This is a genomic window from Methylorubrum extorquens (assembly GCF_024169925.1).
In the GTDB taxonomy this organism is placed as follows: Bacteria; Pseudomonadota; Alphaproteobacteria; order Rhizobiales; family Beijerinckiaceae; genus Methylobacterium; species Methylobacterium extorquens_A.
The window spans coordinates 738,714-754,532 of the sequence record NZ_JALJXF010000001.1 but is presented as its reverse complement, the minus strand read 5'-3'; the positions used below and the strand labels follow the sequence as shown (position 1 = coordinate 754,532).

General features: G+C 69.2%; 18 protein-coding genes and 1 tRNA gene. 8 read left to right on the top strand and 11 right to left on the bottom strand.

Translation table 11 applies throughout. The features are described from left to right. Positions 1-229 precede the first annotated feature (229 nt). On the top strand, positions 230-1,435 hold the full coding sequence (locus J2W78_RS03675) for a DUF2252 family protein (RefSeq protein ID WP_253368121.1): 1,206 nt from the start codon (positions 230-232) through the stop codon (positions 1,433-1,435). A 28-nt stretch (positions 1,436-1,463) separates the two neighbouring features. Here J2W78_RS03675 and J2W78_RS03670 read toward each other — a convergent pair whose 3' ends face one another. From J2W78_RS03670 to madL, 4 genes are all read right to left on the bottom strand, one after another. Then, on the bottom strand, positions 1,464-2,462 hold the full coding sequence (locus J2W78_RS03670) for an SDR family oxidoreductase (RefSeq protein WP_253373955.1): 999 nt from the start codon (positions 2,460-2,462) through the stop codon (positions 1,464-1,466). A gap of 121 nt (positions 2,463-2,583) precedes the next feature. After that, entirely contained in the window at positions 2,584-3,270 is a 687-nt protein-coding gene (locus J2W78_RS03665) for a GntR family transcriptional regulator (protein ID WP_253373954.1), read from the bottom strand. A 5-nt stretch (positions 3,271-3,275) separates the two neighbouring features. Further along, positions 3,276-4,040: a malonate transporter subunit MadM gene (gene madM, locus J2W78_RS03660; RefSeq protein WP_253368119.1), complete on the bottom strand. Its 765-nt coding sequence runs from the start codon at positions 4,038-4,040 to the stop codon at positions 3,276-3,278. Positions 4,041-4,044: 4 nt separating this feature from the next. After that, on the bottom strand, positions 4,045-4,494 hold the full coding sequence (madL, locus tag J2W78_RS03655) for a malonate transporter subunit MadL (protein WP_253368117.1): 450 nt from the start codon (positions 4,492-4,494) through the stop codon (positions 4,045-4,047). A 268-nt stretch (positions 4,495-4,762) separates the two neighbouring features. Between madL and mdcA the strand changes: the two genes are divergently transcribed. The 7 genes from mdcA to J2W78_RS03620 are packed head-to-tail and all read left to right on the top strand — an operon-like array spanning position 4,763 to position 10,792. Beyond that, the gene (gene mdcA / locus J2W78_RS03650; RefSeq protein WP_253368115.1) at positions 4,763-6,409 is read left to right on the top strand and encodes a malonate decarboxylase subunit alpha; all 1,647 of its coding nucleotides are present in this window, start codon (positions 4,763-4,765) and stop codon (positions 6,407-6,409) included. 7 nt (positions 6,410-6,416) lie between these two features. Further along, entirely contained in the window at positions 6,417-6,725 is a 309-nt protein-coding gene (mdcC, locus tag J2W78_RS03645) for a malonate decarboxylase acyl carrier protein (RefSeq protein ID WP_253368113.1), read from the top strand. Positions 6,726-6,727: 2 nt separating this feature from the next. Beyond that, positions 6,728-7,660 carry a biotin-independent malonate decarboxylase subunit beta gene (locus J2W78_RS03640; protein WP_253368112.1) on the top strand — a complete coding sequence of 311 codons (933 nt, stop codon included), beginning with the start codon at positions 6,728-6,730 and terminating at the stop codon, positions 7,658-7,660. After that, the gene (gene mdcE, locus J2W78_RS03635; protein WP_253368111.1) at positions 7,647-8,363 is read left to right on the top strand and encodes a biotin-independent malonate decarboxylase subunit gamma; all 717 of its coding nucleotides are present in this window, start codon (positions 7,647-7,649) and stop codon (positions 8,361-8,363) included. The genes J2W78_RS03640 and mdcE overlap by 14 nt, the downstream gene beginning before the upstream one ends. After that, entirely contained in the window at positions 8,356-9,015 is a 660-nt protein-coding gene (mdcG, locus tag J2W78_RS03630) for a malonate decarboxylase holo-[acyl-carrier-protein] synthase (protein ID WP_253368110.1), read from the top strand. The genes mdcE and mdcG overlap by 8 nt, the downstream gene beginning before the upstream one ends. After that, entirely contained in the window at positions 9,012-9,872 is an 861-nt protein-coding gene (mdcB, locus tag J2W78_RS03625; RefSeq protein WP_253368109.1) for a triphosphoribosyl-dephospho-CoA synthase MdcB, read from the top strand. Before mdcG ends, mdcB begins: the two co-directional genes overlap by 4 nt. Next, on the top strand, positions 9,869-10,792 hold the full coding sequence (locus J2W78_RS03620) for an acyltransferase domain-containing protein (protein ID WP_253368108.1): 924 nt from the start codon (positions 9,869-9,871) through the stop codon (positions 10,790-10,792). The genes mdcB and J2W78_RS03620 overlap by 4 nt, the downstream gene beginning before the upstream one ends. A gap of 59 nt (positions 10,793-10,851) precedes the next feature. Here the strand turns inward: J2W78_RS03620 and J2W78_RS03615 are convergent, their stop codons facing one another. From J2W78_RS03615 to sppA, 7 genes are all read right to left on the bottom strand, one after another. Continuing rightward, a complete protein-coding gene (locus J2W78_RS03615; protein WP_253368107.1) occupies positions 10,852-11,352 on the bottom strand; it encodes a hypothetical protein in 501 nt (166 codons plus the stop codon). A gap of 214 nt (positions 11,353-11,566) precedes the next feature. Then, positions 11,567-11,643: transfer RNA gene (locus J2W78_RS03610), tRNA-Met, on the bottom strand. Between the two features lie 103 nt (positions 11,644-11,746). Further along, the gene (gene trpB / locus J2W78_RS03605; RefSeq protein ID WP_253368104.1) at positions 11,747-12,988 is read right to left on the bottom strand and encodes a tryptophan synthase subunit beta; all 1,242 of its coding nucleotides are present in this window, start codon (positions 12,986-12,988) and stop codon (positions 11,747-11,749) included. A gap of 123 nt (positions 12,989-13,111) precedes the next feature. Then, entirely contained in the window at positions 13,112-13,759 is a 648-nt protein-coding gene (locus J2W78_RS03600) for a phosphoribosylanthranilate isomerase (protein WP_253368102.1), read from the bottom strand. Positions 13,760-13,782: 23 nt separating this feature from the next. Continuing rightward, complete coding sequence (locus J2W78_RS03595) at positions 13,783-14,151, bottom strand: LapA family protein (protein WP_253368100.1); 369 nt, start codon at positions 14,149-14,151, stop codon at positions 13,783-13,785. A gap of 212 nt (positions 14,152-14,363) precedes the next feature. Then, entirely contained in the window at positions 14,364-14,672 is a 309-nt protein-coding gene (gene ihfB, locus J2W78_RS03590; RefSeq protein ID WP_253368098.1) for an integration host factor subunit beta, read from the bottom strand. 41 nt (positions 14,673-14,713) lie between these two features. Next, positions 14,714-15,679 carry a signal peptide peptidase SppA gene (gene sppA, locus J2W78_RS03585; protein ID WP_253368096.1) on the bottom strand — a complete coding sequence of 322 codons (966 nt, stop codon included), beginning with the start codon at positions 15,677-15,679 and terminating at the stop codon, positions 14,714-14,716. Positions 15,680-15,819: the final 140 nt, after the last annotated feature.

The window sequence follows — 15,819 nt, the reverse complement described above, 5'->3', positions numbered from 1 at the left end:
ACACGCGTTGCGGTCGTTCAAACCCGTTTGTCCGTTGGCGGCTCCCCAGCGGAAGCCACCGAGACGACTTTTCCCAGAGAGCCGACCGGCCCCGTCCACACTCCGCTCTACGTTTTCATTGTCTCCGCAATCCACAGCGGAGACGATGAGCCGCGCTCCGCTCACCGCCGGATGGGCGTTGATGCGGAAAGCGGGCGCTGGGCGCCCGACGATTGAATGAAGGTGTTTGATGCCCGTGAACGGAGCCTATGGTCCTGAGGAGCGTGCTTCGGTGCTTGAGCGGCAACGCACCCTCAAGATGGCCCAATCGGCCCACGCCTACGTCCGAGGCAATACCCTAAAGTTCTACGAGTGGCTCGATGGCCTCACCCGCGGCACCCTGCCGGAGGGACCGCCAGTCTGGATCTGCGGCGATTGCCATCTGGGAAATCTCGGGCCCCTGGCCGATGCCGACGGTCACGTCGACATCCAGATCCGCGATCTCGACCAGACCGTCATCGGCAACCCGACGCACGACCTGGTGCGCCTTGGGCTGTCGCTCGCCAGCGCGGCGCGCGGCTCCGACCTGCCCGGCGTCGTGACGGCACGGATGCTGGAGGAGATGCTTCTGGGCTACGCCGCAGGGCTGGAACAGAGCGAGACGAACCGGGGGCCGTCCGAGCCGGACGCGGTGCGCTCGGTCCGCCGCCGGGCCCTCGGCCGGCACTGGAAGCACCTCGCGCGCGAGCGCCTGAAGGGCGTGGAGCCGGCGATTCCGCTCGGGCGCAAGTTCTGGAAGCTCGACAGGCAGGAGCGTAACGCCCTCGATAGGCTGTTTCAGGAAGACGCAGTGCGCCACCTCGTGCTGACCCTGAACGGACGCAGCGAGGAGGCCGACATTCGCCTGGTCGACGCGGCCTACTGGATGAAGGGCTGCAGCTCGCTCGGCTTCCTGCGTTATGCCGCACTCGTCGGCATCACCGAGCCTGAGAACAAGCGCCGGCTCGCGCTCGTGGACCTGAAGGAGGCGGTCGAGCCTGCCGCACCAGCCGCTCCCGGCGTGGAAATGCCTTCCGATCCGGCCGAACGGGTGGTCGCCGGCGCGCGGGCACTGTCACCGAATCTGGGCGAACGCATGCTGCCGGTCCGGCTGCTCGGTAAGTCGGCCGTGATGCGCGAACTCGCGCCGCAGGACCTGAAGCTCGACGTCGATCAGTTCGGCCGCGAGGAGGCGGTCCGCGCGGCGCATTACCTCGCCCATGTCGTCGGGAAGGCGCATGGCCGCCAGATGGGCACCGAGACGCGCGCGGCTTGGCGGTCCGAGATCACGCGTGGTGGGAGCGCGGACGAGGGGGCGCCGTCCTGGCTCTGGTCCAGCGTGGTCGAACTCGCCGGCCGTCACGAGGTCGGCTACCTGCAGCATTGCCGCCGCTACGCCGGCCAGGAGGCGGCCTGACACCGGGACGCCTCCCCGGCATCCGACCTCAGGATCGGCGCCGGGCGCGCTGCCCGCCCAGAACCAGGGCTGCTGTCGCTGCCAAGCCGGCGGCGATCCCGGCCGTCGCGAGCGGATGCAGGCTCGCCCGGGTGTAGACGCTGGTGCGCATGACGTAGACCGGTGGGTCGCCCCGCTCGCGGCCGGCCCCCTGCGGCGCGTGCAGCGCGCCCTTCGGGTTCCTCGGCCGTTCCGCCCGCTTCTGCAGAGCGATGATGGCCGGCGCGAGTTCGTCAAAGGCGCCCGGCGCGAACTCCTTGCCCATGACGAAGAGCTTGCCGCCGCCGCCCACGATGATGTCTCGCTGCGGATGGACCGCGGCGTGCAGGATCGCGTTGGCCACCTCGTTGGGCGGATAGATCGGCGGCGGCAGCGTCGGCTCGCGATCCATGTAGTTGCGGGCCCGGTTCGGCAGCGGCGTGTCGATGGAGGCGGGCTTCACCAGCGTCACCGAGATCGGCGCGCCCTCCGCGCCCAGCTCCATGCGGAGCGTGTCGGTGAAACCTTTCACCGCGTGTTTCGACGTGGCGTAGAGGCCCTGGAACGGGAAGGCGAGGTCGGAGGCGATACTCCCGACATTGATGATGGCTCCACCGCGGCCGCGCAGATGCTCGGCGGCGATCAATGAGCCGTGCACCGTCCCCCAGAGGTTGGTTTGGATCAACCGCTCGTGGTCCTCGAGCGTGATCTTGCGAAGCGGTCCGTAGACGGTGAGGCCAGCTACGTTGACCCAGGTGTCGAAGCCGCCGAACGTGGCGACGGCGTGGTCGGCAATGGCCTGGACATCCTCCCGCCGGCCGACATCGGCGACCACGTAGGTGGCGCGTGTCCCGAATTCCGCGGCGATGTCTGCCAGGACATCCTGGCTGCGGGCGGCGAGCACGACGCGGGCCCCGCGCCGCGCGGCCATGCGCGCCGTCGCGAGACCGATGCCGCTGGACGCGCCGGTGATCACGATGACCTGTTCGTTCAGCGGCTTGTGACCCATTCCGAAGGACTCCCATCCTGCCGCTTCGATGCGGCAGCGATGGGGGTACGCGCGACGGGACCAACTGTTTCGGCCCGCGCGCAAACCGCGCAGGCCGGGGTCTTGGGAAACCTCCCGGCGCTTACTCGCTCGCATGGTCGGCGACATAGCGGCCGAGGGCGCTCGCCGCGTTGAGCATGTGCGCCCGCATCCGCCGTGCTGCGGCGTCGCCGTCGCCTTCGGCAATGGCTTGAAGGATCTCCCCGTGCTCGGCGCGTGAACGCAGGATGCGCTCGCCCTGGCGCAACTGCGTCCGGCGGAAGGCAGCCAGACGCGAGCGGATCGCCAGCGCCTGCTCGGCCATGAAGCCGTTATGGGTCGCGCGGTACAGCGCCTCGTGGAAAGCGCGGTTGAGGGCATCGTAGGTGTCGTAGTCCTGCGCCGCGACCGGCTCGGCCGATTGCTCGTGCAGGTCCATCAGCGCGCTGAGTTCGAGCGGCGTCATCCGGTAGGTGGCGAGCCGGACGCACAGGGCCTCGAACTCGGCGGTCGTCTCGAACATCTCCATGATCCGCTCCGGCGTCATGCGGGTGACGACGACGCCGCGCCGGGGGCGCATCTCGACCAGACCGCTGGAGGCGAGTTGGCGCAGGGCCTCGCGGACGGGGGTGCGCGAGGCACCGAAGCGGTCGGCCAGATCCTGTTCGTCCAGCGCGATGCCCGCCGCGAGGACACCGGAGGCGATCTCATCCGTCAGCGCGTTGCGGATCTGGTCGGAGAGGAGGCCGCGCCCCTCAGCCATGCCGTCCATCGCGCCGCCCTCCTCCATCCGCATCACCCCACCAGAGCCCGCACGATCAGGAACAGCAGCGACGGGCCGACGAGGCAGCCGATGCCGGTGTGGAAGGTCGCGGTCAATGCGCCGTAGGGTACGAGCTTCGGATCGGTGGCCGCGAGCCCGCCCGCGACGCCGCTGACCGTGCCCATCAGCCCGCCATAGGCCATCGCCGAGCGCGGGTTGTCGAGGCCGATCAGCCGCGCCACCAGGGGTGTCCCCACCATCACCATCACCGCCTTGGTCACGCCCGTGGCGATCGAAAGCGCCATCACGGTCGAGTCGGCGCCGAGCGCCGCGCCGGTCACCGGGCCGACGATGTAGGTGATGGCGCCCGCGCCGATCGTCGTGATCGACACCGCGTCGTGATAACCGAAGGCCACCGCCGTCAGGGTGCCGACGAGAAAGGGCAGCACTGTACCGAGCGCCAGCGCCACGACGCCGAGGAGGCCCGCGCGGCGCGCCTCGACGACGTCCACCTCGAAGGCGGTGGCGACGATGGCGAAGTCACGCAGCATCGCCCCGCCCATCAGGCCGATGCCGGCGAGCGCCGGGATGTCCGCCAGCCCGCGTTTCCCGCCGGTGGCGAGGCCGCCGAAATAGGCCAGCACGAGTCCGAGCACGATGGCGATGGCCGAACCGTGGACCCGGCCGCGCGTCAGGCGCTTCCCGAGGACGTTCGACACGAGCATCAGGCCGCCGATGACCGCGAAGGCGGCGACTAAGCTCTGCTCGATGAAGACGTGTTCCAGCATGTGCAGCATGGGTCTACCTCCGGGCCGCCGTGGAAGGCTGCATGGACATGTTCGCCTCGCCGCCGATCACGGCGCCCGCCTGCGCGCCCTCGGCGTCGTCGCGGGGCGGGCGCCCGCCGATCCGGCCGAGCAGGGCGGTGGCGGCGAAGCACAGCAACACGCTGCCGACGGCGGCGATGATCACGATCGGGCCGCCGCTCACCGCGGCGACGACGTTCTGCTGGGCGGCCATGGCCACCACGATCGGGATGTACATGCTGGCCCAGAACTCGACCCCGAGCTTGGTCGCGTGGCCGAGCCGGTCGTGGCGCAAAAGCCAGATCCGAGCGGCGATCAGCAGCATCATGGCGATGCCGACGCCGCCGACATTGGCCTTAACGCCGAGCAGGATTCCGAGCAGGTCGCCCAGGAACACGCCGATCAGGGTACAGAGCGCGAGGAGCGCGACGCCGAGGATCGTCACCGTGCCCCCTCCCCGCGTGGAACCGCAGATCGTTCGATCGGCTTCGACGTCCACATCCGGGCTCCCGTGGGCCCATTGCATGCAGCGATCATCCGGCGCCTCCTTCCCGTATTCAACGATTCGTTTTTGTTCCCCCATCGTATGCAAGATATTGACACTGGCGCAAGTGAGAATACAAAAATGATGCTATGGCACCGCTGAATGTACCGACGCCGACGTTTCGTCGGTCAGCGTATACGCAGCGCGGCGATGACAGGGAGCGGACCGGATGAGCGGTTGGCATCGAGAACGGGCGGCCCGCGATGCGCGGATCGAGGCGGGCCGAGCCCATGCCGCGGGCAAGGTCGTGACTGCTGCCGGCGTGGTCGCTCTCTTGGAGGCGATCCTTCAGCCCGGCGACCGGGTCTGTCTGGAGGGCGACAACCAGAAGCAGGCGGACTGCCTCGCGCGGGGCCTGAGCCAGTGCGACCCCAGCCGCGTGCACGACCTTCATATGGTCCAGTCCGGCATCGTGCTGCCCGAACATCTCGACATCTTCGAGCAGGGTATCGCGAAGCGGCTCGACTATTCCTATTCGGGGCCGCAGGGCGGGCGCATCGCCCGCATGCTCTACGGCGGGCAAATCGAACTCGGGGCGGTGCACACCTATCTCGAACTGTTCGCCCGCTACTTCGTCGATCTCACCCCGAACGTGGCGCTGATCGCTGGCGTTTCGGCCGACCGGGACGGCAACCTCTATACCGGGCCGAACACCGAGGACACGCCGACCGTAGTGGAGGCGACCGCCTTCAAGAACGGCGTCGTGGTGGCGCAGGTCAACGAGATCGTCGAGCGGGTGCCGCGCGTCGACATCCCCGGTGACCGGATCGACTTCGTGGTCGAGGCCGACAGGCCGTTCTACGTCGAGCCGCTGTTCACCCGCGATCCGGCGGCGATGACCGAAACCCAGATCCTGATGGCCATGATGGCGATCAAGGGGATTTACGCCGAATACGGCATCCGACGGCTCAACCACGGCATCGGCTTCGGCACGGCGGCGATCGAGCTCCTGTTGCCGACCTATGCCGAGCGCCTGGGGCTGAAAGGTCAGATCGCCACACACTGGGCGCTCAACCCGCATCCGACCCTGATCCCGGCGATCGAGTCGGGCTGGGTGAAGCAGGTGCACTGCTTCGGCTCGGAAGTCGGCATGGACCGCTACATCCGCGAGCGCTCCGACATCTTCTTCACCGGTGCGGACGGTTCGCTCCGCTCCAATCGCGCCTTCTGCCAGACAGCCGGGCTCTACGCCTGCGACCTGTTCATTGGCTCGACCCTGCAGATCGACCTTGCCGGCCATTCCTCGACGGTAACGCAGAACCGCGTCGCGGGCTTCGGCGGCGCGCCGAACATGGGCTCGGACCCGCACGGACGGCGCCACCCCTCCGACACCTGGATGAAGGCGGGGCGCGAGGCGCAGGTGGCCGGCGATCCGGCGCTGATGCGCGGGCGCAAGCTCGTGGTGCAGATCGTCGAGACCTTCGGCGAGGGACTGGTCCCGGCCTTCGTCGAGCGGCTCGATGCCCTGGAACTGGCGCGTAAGATCGGCTTGGAGCTGGCTCCGGTGATGGTCTACGCCGACGACGTCACCCACATCGTCACCGAGGAAGGCATCGCCAACCTCCTGCTCTGCCGCACCGCGGATGAGCGCGAGCAGGCGATCCGCGGGGTCGCCGGCTACACCGAGATCGGCCGCGGACGTGACCGGGCCATGGTCGAGCGGCTGCGCCAGCGCGGTATCGTCCGTCGCCCGGAGGATCTCGGCATCGAACCCCTCGACGCCGACCGCTCCCTGCTCGCGGCGCGCTCGATCAAGGATCTCGTCCACTGGTCCGGCGGTCTCTACGAGCCGCCGGCCAAGTTCCGGAACTGGTGAGGCCGCGATGGAAAAGCTGACCTTCCGACACACGACGCAGAGGGCCCTGGCCGGCGCGAAGGCACAGGCCATCACCGGCGTCGTCGCCTCCGGCAATCTCGAAGTGCTGCTGGAGCGCGCCCTGCCCGCGACCGAGTGCACCGTCGAGATCGAGACGCCGATCCGCGGCTACGGCGAGGTCTGGGAGGCGGTGGTCGCCGACTTCGTCGCCCGCGCTCAGCCCGGCGGCCTGCGCATCACAATCAATGACGGCGGCGCGCGCCCCGACACCGTGTCCCTGCGCCTGCTTCAGGGCGCCCGACTAATGGAGGTCTGACGATGAGCGAACGGATCATCGACCCGGCCGCCAAGGGCTGGGCCACGAGTTGGTACGAAGCGAGCGCCCGCGCCCGCATCGACGGCCTGCTGGATGCGGGCAGTTTTCGCGAGGTCGTCGGCCCCGAGCAGCGCCGGATGAGCCCACACCTGCCGCTGTTCGACCTACCGCGCGCCTTCGATGACGGCATGATCGTCGGCCCGGGCCGGCTCGACGGCAAACCCGTCCTCGTCGCCGCGCAAGAGGGTCGCTTCATGGGCGGAGCCTTCGGCGAAGTGCACGGCGCCAAGCTTGTCGGCCTGCTGCGCGCCGCCCTGGTGCTGAAGCCGGCGGCCGTCCTGATCCTGTTCGATACGGGTGGTGTGCGCCTGCAGGAGGCCAATGCCGGCGAGACCGCCATCGCCGAGGTGATGCGCGCGATCACCCAGGTTCGCGAGGCCGGCATGCCGGTGATCGGCCTGATCGGCGGCCGGGCCGGGGCCTACGGTGGTGGTGGCCTACTCGCGGGCACCTGCTCGCGGCTCGTCGTCTCCGAGGGCGGTCGCATCTCGGTCTCGGGGCCTGAGGTGATTGAGACCAACAAGGGCGCCGAAGAGTTCGATTCCCGCGACCGTGCCCTGGTCTGGCGTACCATGGGCGGCAAGCACCGCCGCCTTACCGGCGGCGCCGACGCCTATGCCGACGATACGCTCGCGGCCTTCCGCCGAGCGGCTCTGGACATGATCGAGCGCGCTCCGGCCTTCGACCTCGCCACGCTGGAGGCGGAGCAGGTGCGTTTGGAACAACGCCTCATGCACTTCGGCGATTGCCGCGACGCGACCGAGATCTGGGCGCGGCTCGGGGTGAACGATCCGGAGGCGGTCCCGGCCCTGACCACGGCTGCGTTCGACACCCTACTCGCCAGCCTGGGAGAGACGACCCATGACGCTCGCTGAGATCCTCGCCTCGCTGTTCCCGGAGAGTCATTCCGTAACCGTCACGGACGGGCTCGTGAACGGCGAGGGCCCGTTCCGGGGCGGCCGGCTCGCGGTGATCGGCATCGACGGCGACACGGCGCTCGGCGTCGACGGCGCCTGCCGGCTCGCAGGCTACGTCCTCGACGTGGTGCGCCGGGGCGACGCCACGCCGATCCTCGTCGCCGTCGATTCCGACAGCCAGCGGATGAGCCGGCGCGACGAACTGCTCGGCCTCAACGAGTACCTCGCCCACCTCGCCAAGACGCTGCTGCTCGCCGACGCGCACGGCCACCCGACCGTCGGACTCATCTACGGGCATTCGGCGGCGGGCGCCTTCATCGCCACGGCGCTTGCCACCCGCGTCCTCGTCGGCCTGCCGGGGGCGAATCCGAGCGTGATGGACCTGCCCTCCGTCGCCCGCGTCACGAAGCTCCCCCTCGACCGGCTGGAGGCGATGGCCAAGGATACGCCGGTCTTCGCGCCCGGCCTCGACAACATGGTACGCACCGGTGCGGTGCAGGCGGTGCTCGACGCCGAGCAGCCGCTGGCAGAGCAAATCGCCGCCGTGATCGACGCGCTGCCCGCCGAGGATACCCGTGATCGCGCCGGGCGCGAGCGCGGCGGCCGACCGGTGGCGGAAGCGATCGCCGCGCAGGTGGTGCGGGAGGCGGCCCTTGGCTGAGGCGCACCGGCGCCACGATCTCCTCGACGTCGAACCCGGAGCCTGGGCCGCCGCCTTGGCCGGGCGCGCGGATCTGACGGGTGTGCCGCACGTCGCGGCTTGGGTGGACGACGGCCGGCCGGTGATCCTGCGCCGCGCGCATCCGGAAGAGGACGAGGGCCTCGTGCCGGTCGGCCTGCCGCTGCCGCCACGGGACGGCAAGCGCCGGATTGGCCTCGCCCTTCCGCGGCACGCGGTCCGCCCGCGCGCGTCCTTCCTGCTCTCGGAGGCGCGCGCTGCGTGCCCGCCTTCCTGGACGGCCACGCTCGACGCGCTGATCGCCCTCGGCGAGCGCCACGGCCTCGCGCCGCGTCCCTTCGGAAGTCTGCTCTGGCAGAGCTTGACCGGTCTCCCCTACCTGTCCGAGCGGTCGGACCTCGATCTGCTCTGGCCGGTGCCCGGCGCGGTTCCTGCTCGGCTCATGGAGGGCATCGCGGCGATTGAAGCGCGGGCGCCGATGCGCCTCGATGGAGAGATCCTTCTGTCCGACGGGGGCGGCGTGAACTGGCGCGAACTGCACAGCACCGGTGCCAGCGGAACGGTACTGGTCAAGCACCATGACCGTCTTGCCCTCCGCGAGGCCGCTGCCCTTCTCGCGGGAGATCCCGAATGAGCCCGCTCTCCCCTCTGCGAGCGTTTTCTACCGAGGATGAACGCTGCCCGGAGGCGGACGCGATTGCGCGGTCCGCGGCGGCGGCGTTGCGGCTCGAACTCGAAACCTACCCGAAGCCGGGCCTTGTCAGCCACGTCGATCGCGGCAGCCATGCCGACATGAATGCGGACACCTTCCGCGCGAGCACGGCGGCGATCACACCCTTCTTCCGCGCCCTTGCTCTCGCCGGAGCGGCGGGCGCGCCGATGCCGGCCCTGCGTTGCATCGGCCTCGAAGCCGAGGCGGCGATGCGGGCGGCGACCGGCGGCGTGAACACGCATCGCGGCGCCATCTTCGGGCTCGGCCTGCTCTGCGCCGCGGCCGGCGCCCTGCCGCGGCCTCTGGCCGGAGCCCTCGGCGCACGGGTTCGCGACCGTTACGGTTCAGCGATCCTCGACGGCCCAGTGCTGCTCCACGCGCCCGGCGCGCGGGCACGCCGCCGCCACGGCGTCGGCGGTGCGCCGGCCGAGGCCGCCGCCGGTTTTCCGAGCCTCTACCGGATCGCCCTGCCGGCTCTGCATCGCGGCCGGCTGACCCATCCAGGCGATGAAGAGGCTGCACGCGTCGAAGCCTGCCTCGCCCTGATCGCGCATTTGGAGGACACGAACCTTCTGCATCGCGGCGGGCCTGAGGGCTTTGCCTTCGCGCGCCGCGAGGCCGCACGGTTCATTGCCGAGGGCGGTGTGGCGCAGCCCCGCTGGCGTGCGCGGGCCGAGGCGCTGCACCGTGCCTTCGTCGCCCGCAACCTCAGCCCCGGCGGCGCAGCCGACCTGCTCGCGATGACCCTGTTCGTGGACAGCGTCGAGGCGTCCGCGTGACGCTCGGGGTGCTCCTCTCCGGCCAGGGCGGCCAACATCCGGGAATGTTCGACCTCACCGCGGATTGGCCCCCCGCCGCGCCGGTCTTTGCGGCAGCCGAACGCGTCCTGGGTCACGATCCGCGGGCCTTCGTCCACGCTCCGGAGGCGGACCTGCACGGCAACCGCACCGGGCAAATCCTTTGTTGCGTCGCCGCGCTGGCGGGCTGGACCCTCGTGCAGGCGGCGCACCCCGCCCGCACGATCGTTGCCGGCTACAGCATCGGCGATCTGGCCGCCTGGGGCTGCGTCGGCTGCTTCGACGCCGAGACGATCCTGCGCCTTGCCGCCACACGCGCCGAGGCCATGGATGCAGCCGCCGGTGATGGCGCCGGCCTCGCCGGCATTCGCGGGTTGGCGATCGCGGCGATCGAGACCCTGGCTGCGGCGCACGGCTGCGCACTCGCCATCCGCAACGCCAGCGACAGCGCCGTCATTGGCGGCCCGAGCCCGGCGCTCGAAACACTCTGCGACGAGGCGCTGGCGGCCGGTGCGCTGCGCGCCGTTGTTCTACCGGTGCGCACCCCTTCGCATACGCCATTGCTGCACGAGGCCAGCCGACGCTTCGAGGGGGCTCTTGCTGAGATGCATCCAGTGCGTCCCCCGCCGGGCGCTCCCCGGCTCATCAGCGGCCTCGACGGCGCGCCCATCTTCGACCCACAAGCGGGGCTCTCGAAGCTCGCGCATCAGATCTCGCACACGATCGATTGGGCGGCCTGCCTGGAAGCCTGCCGGGAATACGGCTGCGACACCATCCTGGAACTCGGCCCCGGCCACGCCCTCGCGACCATGGCCCGCAATGCGATCCCCGAGGCGCGGGTCCACGCCCTCGACGAATTCCGCTCGGCTTCCGGCGTCGCCGAATGGATCGGGGGGCGATGAGAGTCATGTGGTCCGTCGGCGCGTTCGGTGCTCATCCACGGAGCCCCGGCGCTCGCCGGTCATCCGGCGGTTGAAGGCGAGCGATTGGAAACAGCGAAGCCGCCCTCACGGGTGCGAGCGCCACCCCACGTGGCGCGCAAGCGCGACCCGATCCTGAACACGGCCGCCGCCGCGAACGAGAGGCGCTTCGTTTCTTCAATCGTCCTCGCCGTGGCGGTCCAACTGCGGAGGTTGGGTCCGTGTTCGGTGCCTGGGCAGCGTCGAGGACGAGGAAGATGATGGCGGCGCCGCGCGAGATCGGCGTGAAACTCATCTTCGCGAGAGGAGCCAGAGTAGGCGATCGTCGCGATGCGAAAGAGCCTGCCACCCGCGTCAGTCGAGCGCTTTTCCTTTGCCCGGCCACTGCCTGTGTCGAGGACGTGGGAGCGAACGTCTGCGAGCCGCCCTGGCTTGAGGCCGGGGATGATCAGGCAGGTAAACTTCACACCCTTGCCCGTTGGAGTAGCTGCGCCAAGGATGCCGGTCGTGTCGGAGATCAACACGGCGGGAGGCTTCAGCACGGCCTCTCGTTCGGCCTGGGTTCAGAGGCGGTTGCGGTCAGGTGTCCCGCGCTTCTTGCGGAGACCTGAAGCCTAAGATGCGGAAGATCGTCAAAGCGTTTGATGAGGAGTTCGAGCCACGCATTAAACCGGCTGAAAAAGCGTCAAACCATGCAGCAGGACTTTTCCGCTGGATTGGAAAATATGTATGATTTACAACGGTTTAGTGAAAAAGTGGTAGCGAGGGAGGGATTTGAACCCCCGACACAAGGATTATGATTCCTCTGCTCTAACCAGCTGAGCTACCCCGCCACTGTGACGAACGGCGCTGACGCGGCGTCCGATGGGCGGGATATAGGGAGAAGGGCGCGAGGGTGTCAACGGTCTGTTGCGGCCCCCGCGCAGGTTCTCCCCCTCAGAGCGTTTGACCGAAGATCTGCGCCACCTGCGGGATGTCCTTGTCGCCGCGGCCGGAGAGATTCAGCACCATCAGGTGCTCGGCCGGCTTGGTCGGCGCGAGTTCCATCACCTTCGACAGCGCGTGCGCGGGCTCCAGTGCCGGGATGATGCCCTCCAGCATCGAACAGAGCTTGAACGCCTCCAGCGTCTCCGCATCGGTCGCCGACAGGTAGGTGACCCGGCCCATCTCGTGCAGCCATGCGTGCTCGGGGCCGATACCAGGGTAATCGAGACCCGCTGAGATCGAGTGTGCGTCGGCGATCTGGCCGTCCTCGTTCATCAGCAGGTAGGTCCGGTTGCCGTGCAGCACCCCTGGGCGCCCGCCCGTGAGCGAAGCGGCATGGAGGCCGCTCTGCACGCCGTGCCCGGCCGCCTCGACGCCGTAGATTTCGACCTCGCGGTCATCGAGGAAGGGGTGGAACAAGCCCATGGCGTTCGAGCCGCCGCCGATGCAGGCGATGAGCGAGTCCGGCAGGCGGCCTTCCATCTCCAGCATCTGCTGTTTCGTCTCGATGCCGATCACCGATTGGAAATCGCGCACCATCGCCGGATAGGGATGGGGGCCGGCCACGGTACCGATGCAGTAGAAGGTGTCCGAGACGTTGGTGACCCAGTCGCGCAGGGCCTCGTTCATCGCGTCCTTGAGGGTGCGGGTGCCGGATTGCACCGGGATCACCTCGGCGCCGAGCATCTTCATGCGGAACACGTTCGGGGCCTGCCGCTCGACATCGACGGCGCCCATGTAGACCACGCATTTCAGGCCGAAGCGGGCGCAGAGCGTCGCCGTCGCGACGCCGTGCTGGCCTGCGCCGGTCTCGGCGATGATCCGCGGCTTGCCCATGCGACGGGCGAGCAGGATCTGGCCAAGAACGTTGTTCACCTTGTGCGAGCCGGTGTGGTTCAGCTCTTCGCGCTTGAAGAAGACCTTCGCCCCCTGCCCCGCCGGGGCCTTGGCCCGCAGGTGCTCGGTGAGGCGCTCGGCGTAGTAGAGCGGGCTCGGCCGGCCGATATAGTGGGTGCCGTAGGATTCCATATCCGCCTTGAAAGACGGGTCGGCCTTGGCGTCGGCGTAAGCCTTCTCAAGGTCGAGGATCAGCGGCATCAGCGTCTCGGCCACGAAGCGGCCGCCGAAGATGCCGAAGCGACCGCGCTCGTCCGGCCCGGTGCGGAAGGAATTGGGAGCGGGGTTCAGCGTCACGGGGACGGTCCTTCGCGAAGATCTGATCGTTGGCTCGCGTGCTAGACCCATGCGCGGGTCGCCGCAATGCGGCACAGCCGGACAAACGCGCCGAAGCCATCGCCGGACGCCGTCCGGTCGTCGTCAGACTCCGCGGCGGGCGGCGGCGACGAAGGCCGCGATCCTTTCAGGATCCTTCTCACCCGGCCGGACCTCGACACCCGACGAGACATCGACGGCGGCCAGCCCCGTCCGTGCCAGCGCCGTGCCGACATTGCCGGCATCCAGGCCGCCCGACAGCATCGTGCCGGCCGGCAACTCGGCCCCGTTCAAGATGTCCCAATCGAAGCGGTGTCCGTTGCCGCCCGGCAGATCGGCACCAGGGGGCGGCTTGGCATCTAGCAGAAGCCGGTCGGCGACAACGGCATAGGCCGGGAGCGCGCTCAGATCGGCGGCGAGGGCAATGCCGACCGCCTTCATGACCGGCCGGCCGGTCCGGGCACGGATCTCCGCCACGCGCTGCGGCGTCTCATGGCCGTGGAGCTGGATCAGGTCGGGATCGAGCGCCTCGATGGCGGCAGAGAGCAGGGCGTCGTCCGGATCGACCAGCAGCACGACCCGCTGCACCCTCCCCCGCACCCGCTGCGCGAGGCCTCGGCCCCGTTCCAGGGTGACGTGGCGCGGACTCTTGGGGAAGTGGACGAAGCCGACGAGGTCGGCGCCCGCCTCGACGGCCGCATCGAGCGTCGTCTCGGTGCTGAGGCCGCAGATCTTGACACAGATGTCTGCCATGGGCGGGACGCCGCTCGAAACCCTCAGCGCGCCGCCGCCGGGGCCGGCAGCGCGGTGTAGGTGCCGGCGCTCGCGTAGCCCGGCTCGACACCCGGCGTGCCGAAGGTCTTCAGCTCCGCGGTCTCTTTGGCGAGACGGTCGGCCTCGCGGCGATGATAGCGTGCCCGCTGGCGGGTTCGGCTCTGCCCGAGCCAGCTTCCGATGCCGCCGACGAGGATGCCGAGCGCCACCGAGCCGAACACCACGGCGTAGAGCGGCAGGACGAGACTGAACACGGGTTCGGGCGAGAACGGATCGAAGGAGAGGGTCACGGCGTCGCGGTTGGCGACGGCGAGCAGGACCACCACCACCGCGATCGGCAGCAGCACCAGCGCCTTCAGAAAACGAATCATGCAAAAGGTCTCCGACGGACGGCGTGGGTCCCCAAGGACCCACCGGTGCCGCTAAGGGCTTTCGATCGAGGGCTTTTCGAGGCTTAGACCGCAGAACTAGAGCGCTTCCCGCCGAAGGGGATGCCGGTTCGGTGCAAGGACACGGTGAAACGAGCGCATCCAAACGAGATGTGGAGACCGTGCTCGCGTCCGCTGTCACCGCCCGGCTGCGATCAGGCGCCGGGCTGCTCCTCACCGATGCCGGCGCGGTTGAGGCGCAGGCGCATCTCCTTGCCGGTCTTGAAGACCGGGATCGCCTTCTCCGACACGGCCACGGATTCGCCGGTGCGCGGATTGCGCCCGCGGCGCGCCTCGCGGCGCTTGACCGAGAAGGCGCCGAAGCCGCGCAGCTCCACCCGGTCGCCCTGGGCCAGGGCGTCGGCGATCGTGTCGAGGATCGCGTTCACGAGGGTCTCGACGTCGCGCTGGTAGAGATGGGGGTTCTGCTCGGCGATCTTGAGCACGAGTTCCGACTTGATCATGCGGCTCTCTTCCGAATGCGGGGCGGGCGCGGGGCGAGACCTCAGGGGGCCGGCCGCCAGACGGCCAGGAGTCCGCCGGAGAGCCCGGCGGCTTCGTCCTCGACCGCACGGAGACGTCCGGCGAGCCCTTCGAGACCAAGTAGGTCGGCGCCGAGCCCCAGAGCCGACCAGAGCTTGAACCCGCCATCGGCCTTCGGCTTCCAGTCCTTCACCGGAAGCTTCTCGGGGACCTTTTTCTCCTTCTCGAGCCACGCCACGGCCTGCCGTTCGCCGCCGAGTTCGTCGACGAGCTTGAGGGGCAGGCTCTGGCGGCCGCTGAACACGCGGCCGTCGGAGACGGCAGCAATCTGGCTTTCGTCCATACCGCGGCGCTCCGCCACGAGGTCCTTGAACCAGCCGTAGGTGTCGAGGACGATCGCGGACAGGGCGGCGCGCGCCTCCGGCGAAGTCGGGCTAAAGCCCGAGGGCTCCGCCTTCAGCGGCGAGGATTTGACCGACTCGACCTTCACCCCGACCTTGTCGAGCAGGCCGGAGACGTCTGGATACTGGAACAGTACGCCGATCGAGCCGACGAGCGCAGTCTCGCGGGCGACGATGTGGTCGGCGGCGATCGCGGTGATGTAGGCGCCCGAGGCTGCCGTCCCATCGACGAAAGCGACCATCGGCTTCTTTGCCGCCAGCGCGCGCAGGTTGCGGTAGAGCTCTTCCGAGCCGGTCGTCGTGCCGCCCGGCGACGAGATCGAGATCACCACGCCCTTGACTGCGTTCGACTCGCCGACCCGCTCGATGAGCTTGCGGGTCGATTCACTGCCGGCGATGAAGCCGCCGATCGAGATCCGGGCGATCTGGTTCTCGGTGGCCGGGAACAGCCGGCCTTCGCCGACTCGCGCGCGGTAGCCCAACGCACCGACGGCGACGATGGCGGCACCGATGCCGAGCAGCCGCCATAGCGTGAGCTTGCGGCGCAGACGGCGGCGGTCGATGAGAAACTCGGCGTCTGCAGCCATCCGACGATGTACTCCTCTCCAGGCGGCGCGGGGCAGCCGTCGTTTCTTTGGGACCATTCACGCGCGCCCTGCCGGAGCACGGCCCTGTCCGATCCGGATGCCGGCCAAACCCTTGATGGATTTGGGTTCGGTTGCTGCGC

Coding starts and splice junctions, on each gene's coding strand:
- J2W78_RS03675 (WP_253368121.1), top strand. CDS start 230: ATGCCCGTGAACGGAGCCTATGGTCCTGAGGAGCGTGCTTCGGTGCTT.
- J2W78_RS03670 (WP_253373955.1), bottom strand. CDS start 2,462: ATGGGTCACAAGCCGCTGAACGAACAGGTCATCGTGATCACCGGCGCG.
- J2W78_RS03665 (WP_253373954.1), bottom strand. CDS start 3,270: ATGGAGGAGGGCGGCGCGATGGACGGCATGGCTGAGGGGCGCGGCCTC.
- madM (WP_253368119.1), bottom strand. CDS start 4,040: ATGCTGCACATGCTGGAACACGTCTTCATCGAGCAGAGCTTAGTCGCC.
- mdcA (WP_253368115.1), top strand. CDS start 4,763: ATGAGCGGTTGGCATCGAGAACGGGCGGCCCGCGATGCGCGGATCGAG.
- mdcC (WP_253368113.1), top strand. CDS start 6,417: ATGGAAAAGCTGACCTTCCGACACACGACGCAGAGGGCCCTGGCCGGC.
- J2W78_RS03640 (WP_253368112.1), top strand. CDS start 6,728: ATGAGCGAACGGATCATCGACCCGGCCGCCAAGGGCTGGGCCACGAGT.
- mdcE (WP_253368111.1), top strand. CDS start 7,647: ATGACGCTCGCTGAGATCCTCGCCTCGCTGTTCCCGGAGAGTCATTCC.
- mdcB (WP_253368109.1), top strand. CDS start 9,012: ATGAGCCCGCTCTCCCCTCTGCGAGCGTTTTCTACCGAGGATGAACGC.
- J2W78_RS03600 (WP_253368102.1), bottom strand. CDS start 13,759: ATGGCAGACATCTGTGTCAAGATCTGCGGCCTCAGCACCGAGACGACG.
- J2W78_RS03595 (WP_253368100.1), bottom strand. CDS start 14,151: ATGATTCGTTTTCTGAAGGCGCTGGTGCTGCTGCCGATCGCGGTGGTG.
- ihfB (WP_253368098.1), bottom strand. CDS start 14,672: ATGATCAAGTCGGAACTCGTGCTCAAGATCGCCGAGCAGAACCCCCAT.
- sppA (WP_253368096.1), bottom strand. CDS start 15,679: ATGGCTGCAGACGCCGAGTTTCTCATCGACCGCCGCCGTCTGCGCCGC.